Origin of the sequence: Pandoraea sp. PE-S2R-1 (assembly GCF_002179865.1) — a bacterium.
Taxonomy (GTDB): domain Bacteria; phylum Pseudomonadota; class Gammaproteobacteria; order Burkholderiales; family Burkholderiaceae; genus Pandoraea.
On record NZ_NGUR01000010.1, the window covers coordinates 694,707 to 714,268 of the forward strand.

Annotated in this window: 20 protein-coding genes; 13 read left to right on the forward strand and 7 right to left on the reverse strand. The window is 63.4% G+C overall.

All coding sequences use genetic code 11. The features are described 5' to 3' along the window. Nucleotides 1–76: 76 nt before the first annotated feature. The 3 genes from wrbA to CDV44_RS13585 form a co-directional block, all read right to left on the reverse strand. On the reverse strand, nucleotides 77–676 hold the full coding sequence (gene wrbA, locus CDV44_RS13575) for an NAD(P)H:quinone oxidoreductase (RefSeq protein ID WP_087688470.1): 600 nt from the start codon (nucleotides 674–676) through the stop codon (nucleotides 77–79). 69 nt (nucleotides 677–745) lie between these two features. Further along, nucleotides 746–1,168 (reverse strand): DoxX family protein, encoded by a 423-nt coding sequence (locus tag CDV44_RS13580; RefSeq protein WP_087688471.1) that lies wholly within the window; start codon nucleotides 1,166–1,168, stop codon nucleotides 746–748. A 73-nt stretch (nucleotides 1,169–1,241) separates the two neighbouring features. After that, a complete protein-coding gene (locus tag CDV44_RS13585; protein ID WP_087688472.1) occupies nucleotides 1,242–2,027 on the reverse strand; it encodes a pirin family protein in 786 nt (261 codons plus the stop codon). A 185-nt stretch (nucleotides 2,028–2,212) separates the two neighbouring features. Between CDV44_RS13585 and CDV44_RS13590 the strand changes: the two genes are divergently transcribed. Next, nucleotides 2,213–3,121, forward strand: a complete 909-nt coding sequence (locus tag CDV44_RS13590) for a LysR substrate-binding domain-containing protein (RefSeq protein WP_087688473.1) — start codon at nucleotides 2,213–2,215, stop codon at nucleotides 3,119–3,121. A gap of 41 nt (nucleotides 3,122–3,162) precedes the next feature. Here the strand turns inward: CDV44_RS13590 and CDV44_RS13595 are convergent, their stop codons facing one another. Continuing rightward, complete coding sequence (locus CDV44_RS13595) at nucleotides 3,163–4,920, reverse strand: hypothetical protein (RefSeq protein WP_087688474.1); 1,758 nt, start codon at nucleotides 4,918–4,920, stop codon at nucleotides 3,163–3,165. 342 nt (nucleotides 4,921–5,262) lie between these two features. Here CDV44_RS13595 and CDV44_RS13600 point away from each other — a divergent pair, with 342 nt between their 5' ends. Together CDV44_RS13600 and CDV44_RS13605 are read left to right on the forward strand one after the other, a co-directional pair. Further along, complete coding sequence (locus tag CDV44_RS13600) at nucleotides 5,263–6,225, forward strand: flagellar brake protein (RefSeq protein ID WP_170935979.1); 963 nt, start codon at nucleotides 5,263–5,265, stop codon at nucleotides 6,223–6,225. After that, entirely contained in the window at nucleotides 6,225–7,010 is a 786-nt protein-coding gene (locus CDV44_RS13605) for an IclR family transcriptional regulator (RefSeq protein WP_087688476.1), read from the forward strand. The genes CDV44_RS13600 and CDV44_RS13605 overlap by 1 nt, the downstream gene beginning before the upstream one ends. Nucleotides 7,011–7,125: 115 nt before the next feature. On the opposite strand, the gene dmpG is transcribed toward CDV44_RS13605, so the two are convergent. Further along, complete coding sequence (gene dmpG / locus CDV44_RS13610) at nucleotides 7,126–8,145, reverse strand: 4-hydroxy-2-oxovalerate aldolase (protein WP_058379699.1); 1,020 nt, start codon at nucleotides 8,143–8,145, stop codon at nucleotides 7,126–7,128. A gap of 32 nt (nucleotides 8,146–8,177) precedes the next feature. Further along, the gene (locus tag CDV44_RS13615; RefSeq protein ID WP_058379700.1) at nucleotides 8,178–9,122 is read right to left on the reverse strand and encodes an acetaldehyde dehydrogenase (acetylating); all 945 of its coding nucleotides are present in this window, start codon (nucleotides 9,120–9,122) and stop codon (nucleotides 8,178–8,180) included. Nucleotides 9,123–9,801: 679 nt separating this feature from the next. Between CDV44_RS13615 and pagP the strand changes: the two genes are divergently transcribed. Then, entirely contained in the window at nucleotides 9,802–10,500 is a 699-nt protein-coding gene (pagP, locus tag CDV44_RS13620; protein ID WP_087688477.1) for a lipid IV(A) palmitoyltransferase PagP, read from the forward strand. On the opposite strand, the gene CDV44_RS13625 is transcribed toward pagP, so the two are convergent. Then, nucleotides 10,476–11,681, reverse strand: coding sequence for a sugar MFS transporter (locus CDV44_RS13625; RefSeq protein ID WP_249277568.1), 1,206 nt, complete (start codon nucleotides 11,679–11,681; stop codon nucleotides 10,476–10,478). The genes pagP and CDV44_RS13625 overlap by 25 nt on opposite strands. 387 nt (nucleotides 11,682–12,068) lie before the next feature. Here CDV44_RS13625 and CDV44_RS13630 point away from each other — a divergent pair, with 387 nt between their 5' ends. The 9 genes from CDV44_RS13630 to CDV44_RS13670 all read left to right on the forward strand — a co-directional run bounded on the left by CDV44_RS13630 (nucleotide 12,069) and on the right by CDV44_RS13670 (nucleotide 19,465). Next, nucleotides 12,069–13,154 carry a hypothetical protein gene (locus CDV44_RS13630; protein WP_087688479.1) on the forward strand — a complete coding sequence of 362 codons (1,086 nt, stop codon included), beginning with the start codon at nucleotides 12,069–12,071 and terminating at the stop codon, nucleotides 13,152–13,154. Nucleotides 13,155–13,457: 303 nt separating this feature from the next. After that, nucleotides 13,458–13,922: an HU family DNA-binding protein gene (locus CDV44_RS13635; RefSeq protein WP_087688480.1), complete on the forward strand. Its 465-nt coding sequence runs from the start codon at nucleotides 13,458–13,460 to the stop codon at nucleotides 13,920–13,922. Nucleotides 13,923–14,133: 211 nt separating this feature from the next. After that, nucleotides 14,134–14,811, forward strand: a complete 678-nt coding sequence (locus CDV44_RS13640; RefSeq protein ID WP_058379704.1) for an amino acid ABC transporter permease — start codon at nucleotides 14,134–14,136, stop codon at nucleotides 14,809–14,811. A 21-nt stretch (nucleotides 14,812–14,832) separates the two neighbouring features. Continuing rightward, entirely contained in the window at nucleotides 14,833–15,486 is a 654-nt protein-coding gene (locus CDV44_RS13645) for an amino acid ABC transporter permease (protein ID WP_087688481.1), read from the forward strand. An 81-nt stretch (nucleotides 15,487–15,567) separates the two neighbouring features. Continuing rightward, nucleotides 15,568–16,494 (forward strand): transporter substrate-binding domain-containing protein, encoded by a 927-nt coding sequence (locus CDV44_RS13650; protein ID WP_371328757.1) that lies wholly within the window; start codon nucleotides 15,568–15,570, stop codon nucleotides 16,492–16,494. Then, a complete protein-coding gene (locus tag CDV44_RS13655; RefSeq protein WP_371328758.1) occupies nucleotides 16,491–17,297 on the forward strand; it encodes an amino acid ABC transporter ATP-binding protein in 807 nt (268 codons plus the stop codon). Before CDV44_RS13650 ends, CDV44_RS13655 begins: the two co-directional genes overlap by 4 nt. 247 nt (nucleotides 17,298–17,544) lie before the next feature. Further along, complete coding sequence (locus tag CDV44_RS13660; RefSeq protein WP_087688482.1) at nucleotides 17,545–18,204, forward strand: PadR family transcriptional regulator; 660 nt, start codon at nucleotides 17,545–17,547, stop codon at nucleotides 18,202–18,204. Further along, on the forward strand, nucleotides 18,204–19,043 hold the full coding sequence (locus tag CDV44_RS13665; RefSeq protein WP_087688483.1) for a siderophore-interacting protein: 840 nt from the start codon (nucleotides 18,204–18,206) through the stop codon (nucleotides 19,041–19,043). The genes CDV44_RS13660 and CDV44_RS13665 overlap by 1 nt, the downstream gene beginning before the upstream one ends. Before the next feature lie 71 nt (nucleotides 19,044–19,114). Further along, on the forward strand, nucleotides 19,115–19,465 hold the full coding sequence (locus CDV44_RS13670) for a cupin domain-containing protein (protein WP_087688484.1): 351 nt from the start codon (nucleotides 19,115–19,117) through the stop codon (nucleotides 19,463–19,465). Nucleotides 19,466–19,562 lie beyond the last annotated feature (97 nt).

Consider the following 19,562-nt stretch of genomic DNA (forward strand, 5'->3'; position numbering starts at 1 on the left):
CTTGCTCCCATAAATCTCGGTTCAAGCGGACGTGGCGCACGTCTTTGCTTCGTTCATGCGTGCGCCACGGCGCCGGTCAGTCGAACAACTTGCTCGCCGTCCGGGCAATCAACTCACCCTGATGTCGCGCACCGGCAAGTTCGATGGCGCTCGGCTGACGTTGCCCTTGTCCGCCGGCAATGGTTGTCGCACCGTACGGCGCGCCGCCCACGACTTCGTCCAACGTCATTTGCCCCTGATGGCTGTACGGCAAGCCGACGATGGTCATGCCGAAGTGCAGCAGATTGGTGATGATCGAGAACAATGTCGTCTCCTGACCACCATGCTGCGTCGCGCTGGAGGTGAAAGCGCCGCCGACCTTGCCATTCAACGCACCGCGCATCCACAGACCACCCGCCTGATCGAGAAATGCCGCCATCTGCGAGGAAATGCGGCCGAAGCGGGTCGGCGTGCCGACCACGATGGCGTCGTAATCGGCGAGTTCGGCGACCGTCGCTACCGGCGCCTGCTGGTCGAGCTTGAAGTAAGCCGCCTTGGCGGCCTCTTCGGGCACGGTTTCCGGTACGCGCTTGATGTCGACCACGGCGCCCGTCGAGCGGGCACCTTCTGCGATCGCATCGGCGAGCGCCTCGATGTGCCCATACGACGAGTAATACAGAACGAGAACCTTAGCCATTTGAAACACTCCTGATTGAGTCGGGGGACTTGCTCAACTACGTGGTCGGATTTGGATCGGCGCGCAAACTCAAGACGCGCTTGGCACCGAGCCACGCAACGCGGCGGCCTTGGCACGTGCATCGAGACTGTAGGCACCCGCACCGAAATAGGTGATCTGGAGCAAACCGCCGGCCATCATCACGTTCTTCAGGAAGTGGATCATCTGGTTCTGATCGCCGAAGTTGTGATGGAAAAACACCGCAGTCGCGAGCGAAAAGAGCGCCAGCACCAGCGACACCGGACGGGCACGGAAGCCCGTAATCAGCAGCAGGCCGCCGCCCGCTTCAACGAGCACCGCGACGAGATACGCAAGCGAAGGCGCCGGAAGACCGACCGCGCCGATGTATCCGACCGTGGCGGCATGCGCGCCGAGCTTGCCCAACCCGCTCATGAGAAACGGTGCGCCGAGCAGAATGCGGCCCAGCAAAGGAAGAAATTTGTAGTTGTTCATCGCAAAAAGTCCTGTGAAATCGAAAAGAGAGAGGAAAGAGAAAAACCAAGAGGTGGAGTGAAAAAGTCGAGGCTCAACCGGTCTCCACCATGACCAGTTCAGCGTCTTCGAAAGCGGTGATCTCGGCCGTTGAGACGTCCGTCATTGCCACGCCGTCCAGCGGCCCCATGGGCTCGCCGTTGATCGCGATGCGACCGGCTGCGACCACGAGATAGGCGCTGCGCGACGGCCCAAGCGTGTGCCGGACCGTTTCGCCAGCCGCGAGTGTTGTCCCCAGCAGCCGTGCATCGGCGCGTATGGGCAGCGCGCCCTCGTCGCTCGCGTAGTAGCCGCTGGCAAGGACCGTGAAGCGCCCTTTGCCGTCAGCGCTCGATGGCGCGTCGGAACCGACGGAACCATTGGCGCCATTGGCACGATTGAAACCATTCGCACCGCTGGAAATCACCTTGGCTTTGGGGAACGCCCGCGTGTCCCAGTGCGGTTTGCCGCCGTCCGCACGTGGCTTCAACCAGATCTGGAAGAGCTTGAGCGGCACGTCGCCCTTGTTGAACTCGGCGTGACGAATGCCCGTGCCCGCGCTCATCACCTGAACGTCGCCCGCACGGATCGTGCCTTCCGAACCCAGCGTGTCGCGGTGTCCGAGCACGCCCTGCCGGACGTAAGTGATGATTTCCACGTCGCGGTGCCCGTGAAACGGAAAACCGCCGTCCACCGCAATTTCGTCGTCGTTCCAGACGATCAGCGGACCGAGCGCCCGGTGCGCCGGGTTGCCTGCCGGGCTGACCTGAAAGTGATACTTCGCCCGCAGCCAACCGTGGTCGACGCTGTCGAGCATTTCCGCACGCCGATGCGCAAGCATGGCTATCTCCTTGATTCACGCGCCTGAACCACTCGCGGATGTCTACGGGGGCTCTGGCAATGGATGGAATGCTATTCGCGCAAAGATGACCTGCATATCTCCCATATTGAAAAGCATCGTTGCTTCCTGTAGAACGATACGGACGCAAGTAATCGCATGTGGACGCTAATGGAGCCTTCGCCCCAATGGACCCGATCTCTGATCTCAATGACCTCAGGCTCTTTGCCGAGGTGGTCGAGCACGGCAGCTTCACCGCCGCCGCCCGCCATCTCGGTCTGCAAACGTCGAAGCTGAGCCGGCGGGTGCGCGCGCTGGAAGAAGAGCTGGGTGTGCGCCTGCTCAATCGCACGAGCCGAAGTCTGTCGCTTACGGAAACCGGGCGCCAGTTTCATCAGCACTGTCTCGCGCTCGTCGCGGAGTCACGCGCCGCCAAAGACCTGATCGATCAGACCCGCAGCCAGCCCCAAGGCACGGTGCGAATCAGTTGCCCGCTGGGCTTATTGCGTTCCGGCATCACCGGAATCATCTCGCGGTACGTGCAGGAGAATCCGCAGGTTCAGGTGCTGCTCGATGCCACCAACCGTCGCGTGGACGTCATTGAAGAGGGTCTGGATTTCGCCATTCGCGTCAGACTCCCGCCGCTGGACGACACCGACCTCGCGGTGCGTCAGTTGGGGCTGTCTGCGCTGGTGCTCGTCGCCAGCCCAGCGTTGGCAAAGCAATATGCCGCGCCCACCTCGCTCGACGCATTGAAGGATTGGCCAACGCTCTCGATGGCCAGCAAGAACGAGCGCCATACGTGGCAGTTGCTCGATGCCGAGGGTCAGGTCGCCGCCCTCACCCATCGGCCCCGGCTGGCGACGGACGATCTCGACAGCCTGCGCATGGCGGCCATGAACGGCGTCGGCGTGGCGCTGCTGCCTGCCGAGTTCGTGAAAGAAGACTTGCTCGCCGGGCACTTGCGCCGGCTGTTGCCGAATCTGTCGACGGCACCGGGGCTCGTGCATGCGATCTTTCCGACGCGACGTGGCATGGTGCCGGCGGTACGCCACCTGCTCGATGCGCTCGTGGCCGGATTTGAACCACCCGTGTGATCGTGTGATGACGCACACGACGCGGCGCCTGCCGAACGGGCTCACAGGCGCGTTTCGTGGGCAGCCATGTCGTCGATATCGATGCACACGGTTGCTACCGAACCCGGTGTCGATCGGCCACCAGGCGTGCGGGCGCCAGACGCCGGTGAGTTGCCGTCCTTCGCGCTTGGACCACTTGCCATCAACCACTCAGGCAACATCGCGCCGTAGTGCTGATACGCCAGCAACACCCGATACGCGGCGCGCACTGACGTTGCGCCGCTCCATTGCCACCCGTCGTCGCGCCAGCGTTTGCCCCACGAACTCTCCGCCGGTTGCAGACTCAGGAACGACATGTTGCCCGTGATCGATGGGTGGCTCGGCACACCGAAGCGCTCGCAGGCCTGCGCGATCGCGTTCACCGTCAGAGGATCGGGATGATCCAGAAGAAAGCGGCACAAGCCCGTGTCCGAGGCGATTTTCGCTAGCAACGCCGTGTCGCAATGAATCGACAGCTTCATGACGCGCGCCACATGCCGCATCACCATCGCCAATTCGGCCTCCGGCACGCGCCGTACCGCGTCACCGAGCGCCTGCCACCGATTGCGCAACTTGCGAGCGTCGTGGGCAAACGCCACCTTGCGTGCCCACGTGCCGGCGAGACTCGTCACCGCCCGGCAACTGTCGAGCACAAGCCCCGCCACGCGCAGCACGCCCCGGTCGCTATCGAGACCGCGCGCTTCAGGCCCCAGCCACGACGACACCCAAAGGATCAGCCGCGCCGGAGGCACCGCCGAATTCGCCAGCGTGAACAGGGTCGCCACGTCACGCAAGCGCGTGAGCGTGCCCAGCGCATCACGCCATGAGGAAGGCGGCGACGCTGCCGCGCCCGTCCTGCCCGGCACGTCCTCAGGCAGACACGCGGCGAGCAACCGGCAACCCGCATCCATGCGCTTGAGCACTTCATCGACCGCGTGGTGACGAATGAGCGTTGGCGAGCCCAGCGATTGCGTGATCAGTCCCTTCAGCCCCTCGAAGCTCAGTAGCGTCCAGTCGGCCCACGCGATATCGAACGGCGTGTTCGCCGCCGCAGCGCCCGGCCACAGGCCGCCGACCTGCGTGGGCGAGACGTCTGCCTGCGCCGCGTCGCGATAGAACCGTTCGCCGATGATCGCGAGCAACGACACATTGCCAAGCAACGACAGCAGATCGCGCGCCACGCGAAAATGCCATCCCCTGTCGCCGGTCGTACTCATGGTCTGCAACCACCTGGCGATGTCACCGGCCGCTGCGTCGAGAGAGTCTTCAACCGGCGCGCACTCGGCCCCCGTCTCGGCGGACGTCGGACTGGTCAGCGTCGTCTCGATGTGTTCGAGTTGCGTCGCCAGTCGCACATCCCGCTCGTGGGCGAGATCGAACTCCTTACGATAGAAGTGCTGGCACGGGCCGGTCGTCACCCAAAGACCCGCCCACGCGCGCGTGAAGGCATCCGTCAGGTCTCGACGCATCGCACGGCGCGTCGACAGGACGTGGGGGCCGAGATCACGCATGCTGTTGGACGTGCGCATGAGGCGCTCGGCAATGTCGGCATGCCGCGAACTACGGTGCGCGACCTGTTCATGTGCGCGCGCAAAACTCGCCCCGCGTACCCCGTTCCATGAGCAGCCTCTGCGCGCGTCTCGTGCCGCTTCCGCCCGGATGGCGACCTGATATGGCATGAATTCCTCCTTGCCTGATGGTGTCCACCAGCATAAATCGATGGCCTCGATGGCCTCGATGGTCTCGATGGTCTCGATGGCCGCTGGCAAACCGTCGACCATAGGGGGACGATGGGGCCACTCGCGACAGCCGATCGAGCGGGCACGTGGAAGTCGCAGCGCCCGCCGCAAGCCCATGACGGGAAAACAGCAAATCACCGCGCAAATCGTCAAACGACGCCTCCCCCAGCGAGCGCCCACTTACGCAAGCTGCACACACCGCAAAAGCATGATCGTCGTTGCCGTGCCGCGTCGCCTCTCGCCAAGTGCCAATGCGGCGCGGTAGACTTCGGACCACTGACGTCCGCCGTGTCTGCCCTGTCTTGCCACGGTTCGACGCCGCACGAATTCTGCTGCGCGCATGACGCGCGCCACGCTCACTCGCCTACTGCCACGTCTTCTGCCATGTCTTCAGCCACGTCATCGTCGTTGCCACTCGTAGCGCTCACGCCCGCCGACATCCCCCTCGGCGAACCCTTGCTCTGGGCCGTCGTCGACCGTAACGGCGACCCGCTGCTGGCAGAGGGCGATCTCGTCCCGACCCAAGCGGGTCTCGACTGGCTGTTCACGTCATTCGCGCCGCATCGCGTCGCGACACTCGGTGCCGACACCGAAGTGGGCACTGACGAGGGTGCGGCTGCCGACACCGAAGCAAGCACTGACACGCCTGCCGCAGGCGCAGTGGCGGCCACCGCCGCCACCGATACCGCAGGCGGCGCACAAACGCAGTACGGACTCACCGACCTCAACCTGCGCCCCGGCGATTGGCTTCAGATTCAGTTGCCGCCCGGCGCCGGTTCGCAGCGCATTCGTACGCGCGTCATCGGCCATGCACCGAATCAGATGCTGTTCGTCACCGCACCGACCGGCCGCTCGGCGCCCCCCTCGTTGCAGGCCAGCGAGCGTCTCGAACTGTGGACGTTCTCGGGGGAAGACATCTATCACTTCGTCTGCACGGTCGAGCGCGTGGAGCGCATGCCGTTCGAGTACGTGGTGCTGTCCGCGCCCGCACAGATCCGCCGCAAGGTGCTGCGCCGCTCGCAACGCGTCTCTGCCCGTCTGGTTGCTTCGATCACGATGGGTGACGCCAAACATCTCGCCCTGTTGCAGGACGTGAGCGCTGAAGGCGTGTCGCTGCTGACCGACACCCCGCTCGGCGCGCCCGGCGACACGATGAAACTGGCTTTTCGTGTGCGAGTCGGCGATATCGATATGCCCGTGGAAGCCACCGGTACGATTCGCGGTATCCAGCAAAACGACGACGGTGCACATCTGCACGGCATCGAATTGCCGTCGCTCGAACCCGCCCATTACGTCGCCCTCAAGTGCTATGTGTATGAGCGCTTGCTCGCGCTCGGAGGCGCGTGATGGCGAAAGCTTCGGAAGGGGAACGTCCGCGCACGCTCGCGAGCCAGACGCTGTTTCGCGGCCTCGATATCGTCGAAGCCGTTGCCGCCGGTATCGATACTGTGCCCGCGCTGTCCGCCCATCTGGGCATCACGTCGTCGACCACGCATCGCATTGCGTCAGCGTTGGTGCATGCCGGTTATCTGCGCTTCGAGCCGCGTCGCGGCTACCGGCTCGGCAACAAGCTCATCGAACTCGGCTTTCTCGCCTACCGGCAGATCGACTTGCCGCGTGTGGCTCGCCCCACGCTCGAAGCCCTTGCCAGCGAGACGCAGGACACCGTGCATCTGGCCGTGGCCGATGGCTGGGAGGTGATGTATCTCGACAAGCTGCCCGGTCAACGGGCGGTGGAAATCAGCTCTCGCATCGGCGGTCGCAAGCCGATTTGCGTGACGGGTGTGGGCAAGGCGCTGCTGCTCGATCAGGACGAAGCCGAATGGCGGGCGCAGCTGGAGCACTATCAGACGCAAGTGCCCGCCCATCCAATCGACACGGCGCCATGGCTCACGCGCATGCGCGACTATGCCCGTCAGGGCTATGCGTTCGATCTGGAAGACGACACCCCGACGATTCGCTGCGTGGCCGCGCCGATCTATGACGCCAGCCAGCGCATCGTGGCGGCGATCAGTGTGTCGAGCACCACCAAGTACATGAGCCGCGAGCGCATGCAGGAACTCGTGCCGCGCGTGAAGGACGCCGCCGCACGCATCAGCCAGCAACTCGGCTGGTCGGGCAACACGCGCTGAGCGGCGTCACCCGCTCTCTCATTCGAGAATAAGCGCAAATAAAAAACGCCGGCCCTTCGTGAGAATGGCCGGCGTGAAGACTTGCCGAGATGCTACAACTGCTTGGGTGAAATCGTCAGGCAGCGCGGCGCTTGAGCAGGTCGAGCGCAACGTCCACAATCATGTCTTCCTGTCCGCCGACCATGCGGCGCTGACCCAGTTCGACCAGAATGTCGACCGTCTTCAGGTCATAGCGCGCCGCTGCCGCTTCGGCGTGACGCAGGAAGCTCGAGTACACACCGGCATACCCCAGCGCCAGCGTCTCGCGATCCACGCGCACGGCGCGATCCTGCAACGGACGCACGATGTCGTCGGCAGCATCCATCAGGGTGTACAGGTCGCAGCCATGATTCCAGCCCAGACGCGACGCCGCCGCAATAAACACTTCGAGCGGCGCATTGCCGGCGCCCGCGCCCATGCCCGCGAGGCTCGCGTCGATACGGTCGCAGCCCTCTTCCACGGCCACGATCGAGTTCGCCACCCCCAGACTCAGGTTGTGGTGCGCGTGCATGCCGGTCAGGGTGTCGGCGTTGAGCACGTCCTTGAACGCGCGGAAACGATCGCGCACGTCGGTCATGCCCAGTGCGCCGCCCGAGTCCACCACGTAGATACACGTCGCGCCGTACGACTCCATCAGCTTGGCCTGCTCCGCCAGATGCTGCGGCGTGGTCATGTGGCTCATCATCAGAAAGCCGACGGTGTCCATCCCCAGTTCGCGGGCGTATTCAATGTGCTGACGCGAAACGTCGGCCTCAGTGCAGTGCGTGGCGATACGCACCACGCGGGCACCGGCGTCATAGGCTTCGCGCAGGTCGTGCACGGTGCCCACGCCCGGCAGCAACAGTGTCGCGACCTTGGCGTGCTGAACGGTTTCAGCAACAGCGGCAATCCATTCGAGATCGGTGTGCGCGCCAAACCCGTAGTTGAAGCTCGATCCCGACAAACCGTCGCCGTGGGCGACTTCGATCGAATCGACGCGGGCGGCATCGAGCGCCGCCGCAATCGCCTTCACATTGGCGATGCTGTACTGGTGACGGATGGCGTGGCTGCCGTCGCGCAGCGTCACGTCGGAGATATAGAGTTTTTTCTGCGTCATGGTGAGGTGTCTTCCCGAAGAGCGTGCGGCGTTCAGGCCGCGAGGGCCAGACGAGTGGCGGCGATACGATCGGCACACGCCAGCGCGGCGCTGGTCATGATGTCGAGGTTGCCTGCATAGGCCGGCAGGTAGTGCGCAGCCCCTTCCACTTCGAGGAATACCGACGTCTTCAGACCCGTCAGCTTGCCCAGACCCGGCACGTTGAGCGGACGCGACGCGTCGAACAGTTCAAATTGCACTTTCTGCTTGAGGCGATAGCCCGGCACGTAGGCGTGCACCTTGTCGACCATCGTCTGGATGCTGGCTTCGATGGCGGCCTGATCGCCCGGCTCGGACAGCACGAACACGGTGTCGCGCATGATGAGCGGCGGCTCGGCCGGATTCAGCACGATGATCGCCTTGCCGCGCGATGCGCCGCCCAACACTTCGATCGCCTTCGACGTGGTTTCGGTGAACTCGTCGATGTTGGCGCGCGTGCCCGGGCCGGCCGACTTGCTCGAAATCGACGCGACGATTTCGGCGTAATGCACTTTCGCCACTTGCGAGATGGCCGCGACCATCGGAATCGTGGCCTGACCGCCGCACGTGACCATATTGATGTTGGTGGCGTCGAGATGCGCGTCGAGGTTGATCGACGGAATCACGTACGGCCCGATGGCCGCCGGCGTCAGATCGATCACCTGCACGCCGCGCGCTTGCAGCAGTTCGTTGTGATGCGCGTGCGCTTTGGCCGACGTGGCGTCGAACGCAATACGAATGTCTTCAAAGCCGGGCATGGCCAGCAGGCCTTCGATACCGCCGGAAGTCACCGGCACACCGAGGCGCTGCGCGCGCGCCAGTCCGTCGGACGCCGGATCGATACCGACCATCGCGCCCATTTCCAGATGCTCGCTATTGCGCATCACCTTGATCATGAGGTCGGTGCCGATGTTGCCCGAACCAATGATCGCCACTTTCTGTTTGCGTCGTTCCGTCACTGTCGTCTCCTGAACGTATCCGTCCACCGCTTACCGGTATGAGGCGCATCGTAATTCCGCCGTTGCTTTAATGTCAATATGTAAACATTGATCTCATATATTGAGATGTTAGAAATCAACGAATCTGGCGTCGGCTTATCCACACTTTTTGTTCACAAGCCCGTTGATAACTTGCGGAAAAGCATCGCAAGTGACTGATTCGACAGGGAAGAAATGCAGAGCGCGAAAGTTGTGCCAATCGCTGCAAATCGAGGCACGACGCGTGTTTCGACGGGGTAACGTTATCCACAGAATTTGTTTGCAAGCCAGTGGACAACTTGCGGATAGCTATCTCAAGTGCTTGATGCGAAGAGGAAAAAGTGCGGCGCGCAATAGATGCGCCAATGTCGAGGCAGGTGATGGCCGCGGTGGCACGTTTGTCGACGCGGCCGCCTTCGGATGGTGTGGCTTACGGTTATCCACAGAAAATGTTCACAACCCGGTGCATAACCCGCCCATATCTGGCGTATCTGCTTGATACGAAAGCACTTATGCGCGAAGCAGCAGGTTCGGTCACCGAACGCTTCTTGCGTGGGCATCTTCCCAATTAGCCAGAAGGACGAACTTTCGCGACGAGGGGCGAGTCTAGTTAGTCGGCTTATCACCGCCGTCTTTTCACAGCTAACCCACGCCTTTCCTCATGACGTCTCCGAACCCCCAGAACAACGGGCGGCTCGCGCAATCGATTTGTGTCGTACCGCCCCCCTCACGCTTTCCGCTGTCTCGTCTTGCCAGTGTTCCTTCGCGTTCGTCTCTACGCGCCGTCCCCACACTTGCCGCACTGACGACGGCGCTGGCGCTTTCGTGGTCGATCGATGTCCGTGCCACCGAAGAGCCCCAGCGCAGTGGCATCGCCGCGTGGCCGGGCGCCATTGCGGACGAGTTCCGCGATATCGCAGTCGAAGGCGCGAGCGATCTCTACGTGCCGCTGCATACGCATCATTTGCGCTTCGCGTACACGCCCGAAAAAATCTCGCAGTTCAACGAAAACCCGTGGGGTATCGGCTACGGCCGCGTGCTCTCGGATGGCAACGACGGCTCGCGCATGTTGTATGCGATGGTCTTCAAGGACTCGCATAACGACTGGTCGCCGATGATCGGCTATGGGCGGATCTGGAATGTGGCGAAAGCCGGGCCCGTGCGTTTCGGGCTCGGCTATACCGCCTTTCTGATGTCGCGCACCGATACGCTCGGCGGCTTTCCGTTCCCTGCCGCGCTGCCCATTGCAGAAGTCGCCGTGGGCCGCGCGTCGGTGGCGACCACCTATATTCCCGGTGGCAAAGGCAACGGCAACGTGCTGTTCATCTTCGGCCGTTACACGTTCGGCAAAGCAGGCTGATTGCCAAGTTCCGGCGATGTGCGTGCGCACCACGCGCCGAAGCCGGCGATATAACAATAGGCGGCAGCCGGCACCAGAAACGACATGACCACGCCGATGCCGTCCGCGAGCGCGCCTTGCAGATACGGCAGCACGGCACCGCCGACGATGGCCATGCAGATGAGTCCTCCGCCTTCGCTCACACGGGCGCCGAGACCGCCCACCGAGAGCGAGAAGATCGTCGGGAACATGATCGCGTTGCCCAAACCGCACGCAAGCAGCAGCCACATGGCGAACGATGCCGGCAAGGCGAACGACGCGAGAATCAGCAGCAGGTTGTACAACGCGCACAGGCTCAACAACTTGCCGGGCGACACCTGCCGCAGCAGCCACGCGCCGATGAACCGTCCGACCATCGCCCCGCCCCAGTAAAACGCAAGGTAGCGGCTGGCGTGACCATGGTCGGTAATACCGGTATCGGTATGCGTCAGGTAGACGATGAGAAAGCTGCCGATGCTCACCTCGGCCCCGACATACAGAAAGAGCGCCACGATGCCGTAGCGCAGCGGGCGGTGCGCAAGCAGGCTGCGCACGTTGCCGATCAACCCCGGCGGCGTGGTGGCTTCGGCACGTTGCTCGGGTAGCGTCAGTCGCCACAGCACCACACCGCCCAACATCAGCACCGCGGCCAGAAGGCCGTACGGCAGGCGCACGCTGTCCACCGCGTGTCCCGTGGCCGTCGCCGCCTGCGGCGCGAGAATCCACAGCGCAGCGAGCGGCGGGCCGACCGTCGTACCCAACGAGTTGAATGCCTGCACCAACGTGAGGCGGCTTGCTGCCTCACCGCGCGAGCCCAGTGTTTCGACATACGCGTTGACGGCCACTTGCAGCAACGTGATGCCGCTCGCGAGCACGAACAGCGCGGCGAGAAAGCACGGATACGACACCAGCGCCGCCGCCGGGAAGAACAGCGCGCAGCCCAAACCGGCCAGCCAGAGCGAACTCGCCAGCGCCCGCCGATAGCCCACTCGCGCCGTGTACTGCCCGGCCGGATACGACACCACGAAGTAAGCCGCGAAGAAACTCGACTGGATGAGCGCGGCGTCGCGATACGTCAAATCGAACGCGGCCTTGAAGTGCGGCACGAGAATGTCGTTGAGCGAGGTGATCAACCCCATCGCGAAGAACAGCGTCGCGAGCATCGCAAGCACGCGTTTTGCGGAGGGTGGAACGTTGGGAATCCCTGATAAATCCGTGCTTCTGGTGGCACGTTGCGAGGCGGCTTCTGACGGCGGGGGCACGTGGGACGGGCGATTGACGGTCATGCATGTCTCCAGTGGGCTGTGGCTCGCATGGCCACGAATCGCCAGTGTAGACCGCTCGATCGGCGACGCACACGCGCTAAGCGTCACATCAGGATGACGCTGAAATGGCACGCGATCCATCGACGACTTGCGATTTCCGCCCTCTGTTCGTCGTTTATTTTCCCTTTGTTTACAGCGTTTTCCACCCGTTCGACACTTGTCAGCGGACGCCTTTTGATTGACTATCCGCTGCATAGGACACACCGCCACATTCGGGGAAACGTCATGCGGGGATTCAAGTCATGGAGTATCGCGGCAGGATGGCTCGTCGCGAGCATGCTCGGTACGCTTGCTACGGCCGGTCTTGCACAAGCGCAGGCCGGTGGCAGCGCACACGAGCCGGTCGCCGGATGCGACTGCGCGCGCATCATTGCCGATTGTTCGGCGTCCGTCGCGGTCATTCCGGTGTTCGCGAGCAACGGGGCCTACTCGGCCGACGTCACGCTGCAAACCAATGCGCCGTCGTGCGCCAAGGTCGATTACCGGCTGGACGACACCGCTTACGTCACCATCCTGCGTGACGGTTCGCAAGGCGGGCAGCGCATGTTCGGCACGCGCCCGCTCACGCGCAACAGCCTGTCGAGCCTGTCATGCCACGTCTGCGCTGCGGCCGCCACGCCGGTGCCGAACGACGGTTTGTCGCCGGACATGGCACGGTTGAGCGGCGCGCCGGGCACGTTCAGCGCTGCGCCGCTGGCACCCGCACCGGCAGCGCCAGCCAACAACGCCACCACTTACGTACCCGCATCGTCGATGCCATCCGCGCCCGCAAGTGCTGCGCCATCGTCCGCCGCGCCCACGCCAACGGCGACGCCCATGCCAAGTTCCATTGGCGACACGGCCGGCCTGAATGCCGTCAACGCGTCGACCTCGGGCTCGCCGGAAGTCGCACGCGACGTCGCCGCAATCAATGCCCCGGCACCTGCCGGCGCAACCATCGTCACCCCGCCGATCCCGCCATCGGCAGCCACGCCGGCCACCGCCGCCGCACCGATGCGCGTGGTAAATCCGTCGGGCCGCTGGCGCGGCCTGTGCACGAATGCACCGCCGTGGTGGGGTTTCTGGGGCTCGCCGATGACGCGTCTCATGGCGCTGGCGCTCAATGGTGCGCAGGTTACCGGCAACGTCGACGACGTCGAACCGAACATCCACACCACCGTGCAAGGCACGCTCGCGGGCGACCGTCTGCAACTTGCCGGCAGCTACGGCGCGAAGCACGACATCACTTTCGGGGCCGATGGCACGACGCTCACCGACGCCTGGTGCAACCGCGACGGACGCTGCGAAACCTGCCAGATGCAGCGTTTTTGAGCGCGCTGCGGGCAAGTTTCAGATCCGGTTCAGGACAAAGTAAGACAAAGAAAAACGACGGCGCGGAACCCGCGAGTGACACAACGCGACAAAGACGCTGTGTCACGTCGCGAACGAAACACTCGCAAAACACTTCGAAATACGGCTCGCGCGCTGAGAAACCTTATGCGGCAAGCGCGCAACATAATTTGCGCACTACTCGCAGAAAGCGATTTCTTAGGTAGAATCGTCGGCGCAGCAAGACGTATCATTCGGGTGGCCGTTCTACGACGGCACTTTCTTATTCTCATCGATTGGATCGATATGGCAACGGCAAAGAAAGCAGCAGCTAAGAAGGCCCCTGTGGCAAAAAAAGCTCCGGTAGCGAAAAAGGCTCCGGCCGCTAAAAAGGCTCCGGTGAAGAAGGCAGTCGCACCGAAGGCAGCACCGAAGGCAGCAGCGACCGACAAGGTCACGCCGCTCAAGGACTCGCTCAACAAGACGCAACTCGCCGCACACCTCGCAGAGCGTGCTGCTGTCGAAGTGAAGACCGTCAAGGCAGTGCTGGCCGCGCTCGAGAACACCATTCTCGGCGCCCTGCACAAGAAGGGCGCTGGCGAATTCACGCTGCATGGCCTGTTCAAGGTCACGACGCAGAAGATCGCCGCCAAGCCGAAGCGCCGTGGCATCGACCCGTTCACGAAGCAAGAACGTGAGTTCGCCGCCAAGCCGGCTTCGACGCGCGTGAAGGTTCGCTCGCTGAAGAAGGTGAAGGACGCTGCACAGTAAGTCTTGCGCGATGCGCTGCCGCCCCACCGGCAGCAGCGAATATCGCAAAACTTGCCGATATGCAGTCAAACGGTGCCGAGATTCGGCACCGTTTTTTTTCGCCCACCGAATCACCACGCCGCCATTTCGCTCGGGTTTGTGCTGAGTGGACGCATGGTGCGTCGCCCGCTAACATCGCTCCGGGCACCGTCAGCGCTCGCGGGGGACTTCCTTGCATTACACGTTTGCGTTCGGCGACGTCTTTGCGGCGTGGCCACTGCTACTCAAGGGCACCTGGATCACCATCGAACTGTCGGCCACCGCCATGGTGCTCGGACTGGCGCTCGCCATCGTCTGCGCGTGGGGCAAAACCTCCGGCCCCGGACCCGTGCGATGGCTCGTGAACGCCTATATCGAGCTGATCCGCAACACCCCCTTCCTCGTTCAGTTGTTCTTCTTTTTCTTCGCGCTGCCCGCCGTCGGGTTGCGCTGGAGTCCGCATACGGCAGCGCTCACGGCAATGGTCGTCAACCTCGGCGCCTACGCCACCGAGATCATTCGCGCCGGCATCGATGCCGTTCCGCGCGGGCAGATCGAAGCCGGGCTTGCGCTCAACCTCAAGCCTTGGGAAATCTTTCGCTTCGTTATTCTCAAGCCTGCGCTCAAGGCGATTTACCCCGCGCTCACCAGTCAGTTCATCTTGCTGATGCTCAGCTCGGCGGTGGTCTCTGTCATCTCGGCGGACGACCTGACTTCGGTGGCCGCCAATCTGCAATCGCAGACGTTCCGCAGCTTCGAGATCTATATCGTGGTCGCCGCCATCTATCTGCTGCTCTCGCTGGCGTTTTCCGCGCTCTTTCGTGTGATCTACCGCCGCACGCTCGATTTTCCCGAGCGTCGCCAGACCTGAACCCGATACGGAGCACACGCGATGCGGACTTTCGGTTGGCCGGAGTTCTGGTTCATCGTCGAAGCGGCGCGCTGGACGCTTGCCCTGTCCGCCATTGCGTTTGCCGGCGGCGCGGTGCTCGGCCTGATCGTTGCCCTCGCCCGCACCTCAGGCATCGTCGGGTTGCGCAACGCCGCCCTCGCCTTCATCAAGCTGTTTCAGGGCACGCCGCTGCTGCTGCAACTGTTTCTGATTTTCTTTGGCGCGCCGGTGCTCGGGCTGGAAATCGATCCGTGGATTGCTGCGGGTATCGCACTCATTCTGAATAGCGCCGCGTTTCTCGGGGAAATCTGGCGCGGGTGCATCGAAGCGGTGCCGCACGGTCAGGTTGAGGCCGCGCAGGCACTCTCGTTGTCGTGGTTTAACCGAATGCGCGATGTCGTCCTGCCGCAAGCGGCCCGCATCGCGATTGCGCCGACGGTGGGCTATCTGGTGCAGATCGTCAAAGGCACATCGCTCGCCGCCATCATCGGATTTACCGAAATTACCCGCGCCGGCCAGATCATCAATAACGCCACGTTTCAGCCGCTGATGGTCTTTTCAGTGGTCGGCGCGCTCTACTTTGCGCTGTGCTGGCCGCTGTCGCGTTTGGCGGCACGGCTCGAGCGCCGACAGGCCAGCGCATGGGCGAGGTAATTGAAAGACACGGGAACGACCATTGAACGGGATAACGAACGACAGATCGCGACCTATCGATGTCGCACAAGGAGATTCAGCATGACGCGCAAAACCCCTCCCTCGACGACGCCGCCTTCGCAGCGCCGCGTGCACCCGGCCAACGAACCGCGCACGAAAGCGACCACGACCTCGCGCCGCCATTTCATCACCACCGTCGGCATCGCGGCGATGCCTGCTGGTTTTGCCGGTTCGCTGGGCGGCACGCTCGGCAGTCTGCTCACCGGCACGCTGTCGCTGTTCACGACGCCCGCGCACGCGCAAAGCGTGGCCGACATCAAGAAGAAGGGTGCCATCAACGTCGGCATGCTGGTCGACTTTCCGCCGTACGGCACCACGAATGCGCAGAATCAGCCCGACGGCTACGACGCCGACGTGGCCAAACTGCTCGCGAAAGACCTCGGCGTGAAGGTCAATATCGTGCCGGTCACCGGGCCAAATCGCATCCCGTTCCTGCTGACGGGCAAGGTCGATGTGCTCGTCGCGTCGCTGGCCATCACGCCGGAGCGCGCCAAACAGGTGCAATTCTCGAAGCCTTACGCCGCCGCAACGATCGTGCTGCTCGGCAAAGTCGGTGCGCCGATCAAGGCCGCCGCCGATCTGAAAGGCCTGCGTGTCGGCGTGGCACGCGCGAGCACGCAGGATGTGGCGGTCACCAAGACCGCGCCCGAGGGCACGGAAATCCGCCGCTTCGACGACGACGCCTCCGCCATGCAGGCGCTGCTCTCCGGTCAGGTCGATGCCATCGGCTGCTCGGTGACAGTGGCCGGCGCGATTCGCCAGCGTGCGCCGGGACAGTACGAACCCAAGTTCAATCTGTTGCAGCAGTCCATGGGCATCGCGCTGCGCCAGAACCAGCCCGAGCTTCTCGCCGCCGTGAACGACTTCGTGACGCGCAACACGGCGAACGGCGAGTTGAACAAGCTCTACCGCAAGTGGCTCGATACCGATCTGCCGAAACTGCAATGAGCGACGTGAATGCAAGCCAGATGAGCGATCCTGCAAGCGGTCCGGGCGATGCATCGCCCGGACCGATCATCGAACTCGATGGCGTGAGCAAGTGGTTCGGGCAGTTTCAGGTGCTCACTGAGATCGATCTGCGTGTTGCAGCGGGCGAGCGCATCGTCATTTGCGGGCCGTCGGGCTCCGGCAAATCGACGCTCATTCGCTGCATCAACCGGCTGGAGCCGGTGCAGCGCGGACGTATCGTGGTCGACGGCATCGACCTCACGGCCGGCGGCGCCAATGTGGCCTCCGTCCGGCAGGAAGTCGGCATGGTGTTCCAGCAATTCAATCTCTTCCCGCATCTGACGATTTTGCAGAACTGCACGCTGGCACCGATGCGCTCGCGCAAGCTTTCGCGCGCCGATGCGGAGGCGCTCGCCATGCAATACCTCACGCGCGTGCGCATCCCGGAACAGGCGCACAAGTATCCGAGTCAGTTGTCAGGCGGCCAACAACAGCGCGTCGCCATTGCACGCGCGCTGTGCATGACGCCACGCATCATGCTGTTCGACGAACCGACGTCCGCACTCGATCCCGAAATGGTCAAGGAAGTGCTCGACACAATGATCGGTCTGGCCGAAGACGGCATGACGATGCTGTGCGTCACCCACGAGATGGGTTTCGCGCGCCGTGTGGCCGATCGCGTCATCTTCATGGCCGACGGCAAGATCGTGGAGCAAGCGCCGCCCGCCCAGTTCTTCGATGCGCCGCAACACGAGAAGACTCGCAACTTCCTCGGACAGTTGTTGAGTCATCCGGCGCAGTAACCATCGCTACGGGGCTGTCGTTTCGACGGCCCGCATCCGCGTACTCGCCCGCTGACTCACCTACGCCCCTCCCCGCTCCCTCGCTCAATCCCGCATTGACGCCGGGGCATTCGCGCGCCCCGGCGTCAGCGCCGCCCCTCCGCCGAATTCCCCTACTTTTCTTATGGTCATCCGACAAAAAACTTGGTTTAGATGCAATTTAGATATATCGTAAACACATCTTAACTACATCTGAAGGGGTCGCATCATGCGTGGATCACGAGGCGATTTCATGGGCCGAGGCCCGCTGGGCTTGGATAGCATGGATTTTGACGAGCGCCGCGGCGAGCGTCATGGCCGTCGCGCAAGCGGCGAAGGAATGGGCGACGGTTTCGGCGAAGGCCGCCGGAGCCGGGGTGATGGCGAGGGCCGCGGCGAGCGCGGTGGCCGGGCCGGACGCGGCGGTGGCCGGCTCTTCAGCCACGGCGGGTTGCGCATGGTGCTGCTGCACCTGATCGCGCAGCAACCGCGTCACGGCTACGAACTCATCAAGGCCATCGAAGAAAGCGTGAACGGGACGTACAGCCCGAGCGCCGGCGTGGTGTATCCGACGCTCACACTGCTCGACGAGATGGGCTACATCCGCGTGCAGGAAGGCACCGGCGAAAGTCAGCGCAAATCGTACGAAATCACCGACGCCGGGCGTGAATACCTGGCCGAGAACGAAGCGGCCGTCACCGAGCTGCTCGCGCGGCTGGCCACGCGCCGCGAGCGTTCGGAAGACATGCCGCCGCAAGTCATGCGCGCGCTGCACAACTTCAAATATGCGGTTCACTTGCGTCTGGGCGGCGAGCCGCTCTCGACCGAGCAAGCCAACGCGTTCGCCGCGATTCTCGACGCGGCCGCACAACAACTGGAGCGACTTTGATGCAAGACAACGCTGCACTGAACGCCACCCTCGATCGCACGCCGCGCCGCGTGCGCCACGAACTGCGCATGCGCCTGCTGGAAGTGCGCAGCGTGGAATCGATCACGCCGCATATGCTTCGCGTGACGCTTGGCGGTAATGATCTTGAAGGGTTCACCAGCCCGGGCTTCGACGACCACGTCAAACTGTTCTTCCCGAACCCCGAGACCGGTGAATTGTCGATGCCGCAGGTCGGCCCGGAAGGGGTCGGCAAGCCCGCGCCCGGAGATGCCCCTCGTCTCATGCGCGACTACACGCCGCGCCGCTTCGATGCCGAAACCAAAACGCTGGTCATCGATTTCGCCATGCATGAATCCGGTCCCGCCACGCAGTGGGCACGCTCCGCCAAGCCGGGCGACCGTCTTGGTGTCGGCGGCCCGCGCGGCTCGTTCGTCATTCCGATGAACTTCGACGGCTACGTGCTGATCGGTGACGACACGGCACTGCCGGCCATTTCACGCCGTCTCGCCGAGTTGCCGGCGGGCGCGCTCGTCTTCGTTTTTGCGGAAGTCGACAGCCCGGCAGACCGGCTGCGTTTCACGAGCGAAGCCGACGTCGTGGTGGAGTGGATCTACCGCGAAGGCACGCCCGCGGGCGAAAGCACTGCGCTGATCGACGCGTTGAAGGTCGCCACCCTGCCTGCCGGTGATCTGCACGCGTGGGTCGCGGCTGAATCCGGCGTCGCGAAAGCCGTGCGCCAGCATCTGGTCGGCGAGCGCGGACTCAATCCGAAGTGGGTCAAGGCAGCCTCCTACTGGCGTCGCGGGGACGCCGCCGTGCACGAGAACCTCGACGACTGACGTTCGCCGTGTACGCTTTCTACCCTCGTCCGATGAATGAACGCGTGGAACGCACGGAACCTATAGAACGTATGGCATCGCCACTACTGCCCGACACCTGTCTTTTCGCCGGTCTGCCCGCCCGCCCCGATCCGGCGGCGGCGGAGCAGTTCGATACGCTGATCGCGCGCCCGGGTATGCGCGTCGAGCGCATTGTCTCCACCGGTCAGGCATCGCCGCCGGGCTTTTGGTACGACCAGCCGCAACATGAGTGGGTAGTGGTGCTCAGCGGCTCGGCCGGACTGGCCTTCGCCGATGCCCCCGATCAGACGCTGACGCTGCGTGCGGGCGACGCCGTGACCGTTGCCGCGCACCGCCGTCACCGCGTCGAATGGACGGCACAGGGCGAAGCCACGGTCTGGCTGGCGATTCACTACGACTGAGACCGGCACGCTGAGGTGGCCGACAGCGTGCCGAGGGAAGGCGCCAGTCGAAGTTCTTTGGAGAAATTCCCTGCCGCTTTTCGGAATTGCCTGATGG

Bases quoted from the DNA above. Each gene is read 5' to 3' on its own strand.
- wrbA (WP_087688470.1), bottom strand. From the start codon at position 676: ATGGCTAAGGTTCTCGTTCTGTATTACTCGTCGTATGGGCACATCGAG.
- CDV44_RS13580 (WP_087688471.1), bottom strand. From the start codon at position 1,168: ATGAACAACTACAAATTTCTTCCTTTGCTGGGCCGCATTCTGCTCGGC.
- CDV44_RS13585 (WP_087688472.1), bottom strand. From the start codon at position 2,027: ATGCTTGCGCATCGGCGTGCGGAAATGCTCGACAGCGTCGACCACGGT.
- CDV44_RS13590 (WP_087688473.1), top strand. From the start codon at position 2,213: ATGGACCCGATCTCTGATCTCAATGACCTCAGGCTCTTTGCCGAGGTG.
- CDV44_RS13595 (WP_087688474.1), bottom strand. From the start codon at position 4,920: ATGGTCGACGGTTTGCCAGCGGCCATCGAGACCATCGAGACCATCGAG.
- CDV44_RS13600 (WP_170935979.1), top strand. From the start codon at position 5,263: ATGTCTTCAGCCACGTCATCGTCGTTGCCACTCGTAGCGCTCACGCCC.
- CDV44_RS13605 (WP_087688476.1), top strand. From the start codon at position 6,225: ATGGCGAAAGCTTCGGAAGGGGAACGTCCGCGCACGCTCGCGAGCCAG.
- dmpG (WP_058379699.1), bottom strand. From the start codon at position 8,145: ATGACGCAGAAAAAACTCTATATCTCCGACGTGACGCTGCGCGACGGC.
- pagP (WP_087688477.1), top strand. From the start codon at position 9,802: ATGACGTCTCCGAACCCCCAGAACAACGGGCGGCTCGCGCAATCGATT.
- CDV44_RS13625 (WP_249277568.1), bottom strand. From the start codon at position 11,681: ATGCTCGCGACGCTGTTCTTCGCGATGGGGTTGATCACCTCGCTCAAC.
- CDV44_RS13630 (WP_087688479.1), top strand. From the start codon at position 12,069: ATGCGGGGATTCAAGTCATGGAGTATCGCGGCAGGATGGCTCGTCGCG.
- CDV44_RS13635 (WP_087688480.1), top strand. From the start codon at position 13,458: ATGGCAACGGCAAAGAAAGCAGCAGCTAAGAAGGCCCCTGTGGCAAAA.
- CDV44_RS13645 (WP_087688481.1), top strand. From the start codon at position 14,833: ATGCGGACTTTCGGTTGGCCGGAGTTCTGGTTCATCGTCGAAGCGGCG.
- CDV44_RS13650 (WP_371328757.1), top strand. From the start codon at position 15,568: ATGACGCGCAAAACCCCTCCCTCGACGACGCCGCCTTCGCAGCGCCGC.
- CDV44_RS13655 (WP_371328758.1), top strand. From the start codon at position 16,491: ATGAGCGACGTGAATGCAAGCCAGATGAGCGATCCTGCAAGCGGTCCG.
- CDV44_RS13660 (WP_087688482.1), top strand. From the start codon at position 17,545: ATGCGTGGATCACGAGGCGATTTCATGGGCCGAGGCCCGCTGGGCTTG.
- CDV44_RS13665 (WP_087688483.1), top strand. From the start codon at position 18,204: ATGCAAGACAACGCTGCACTGAACGCCACCCTCGATCGCACGCCGCGC.
- CDV44_RS13670 (WP_087688484.1), top strand. From the start codon at position 19,115: ATGGCATCGCCACTACTGCCCGACACCTGTCTTTTCGCCGGTCTGCCC.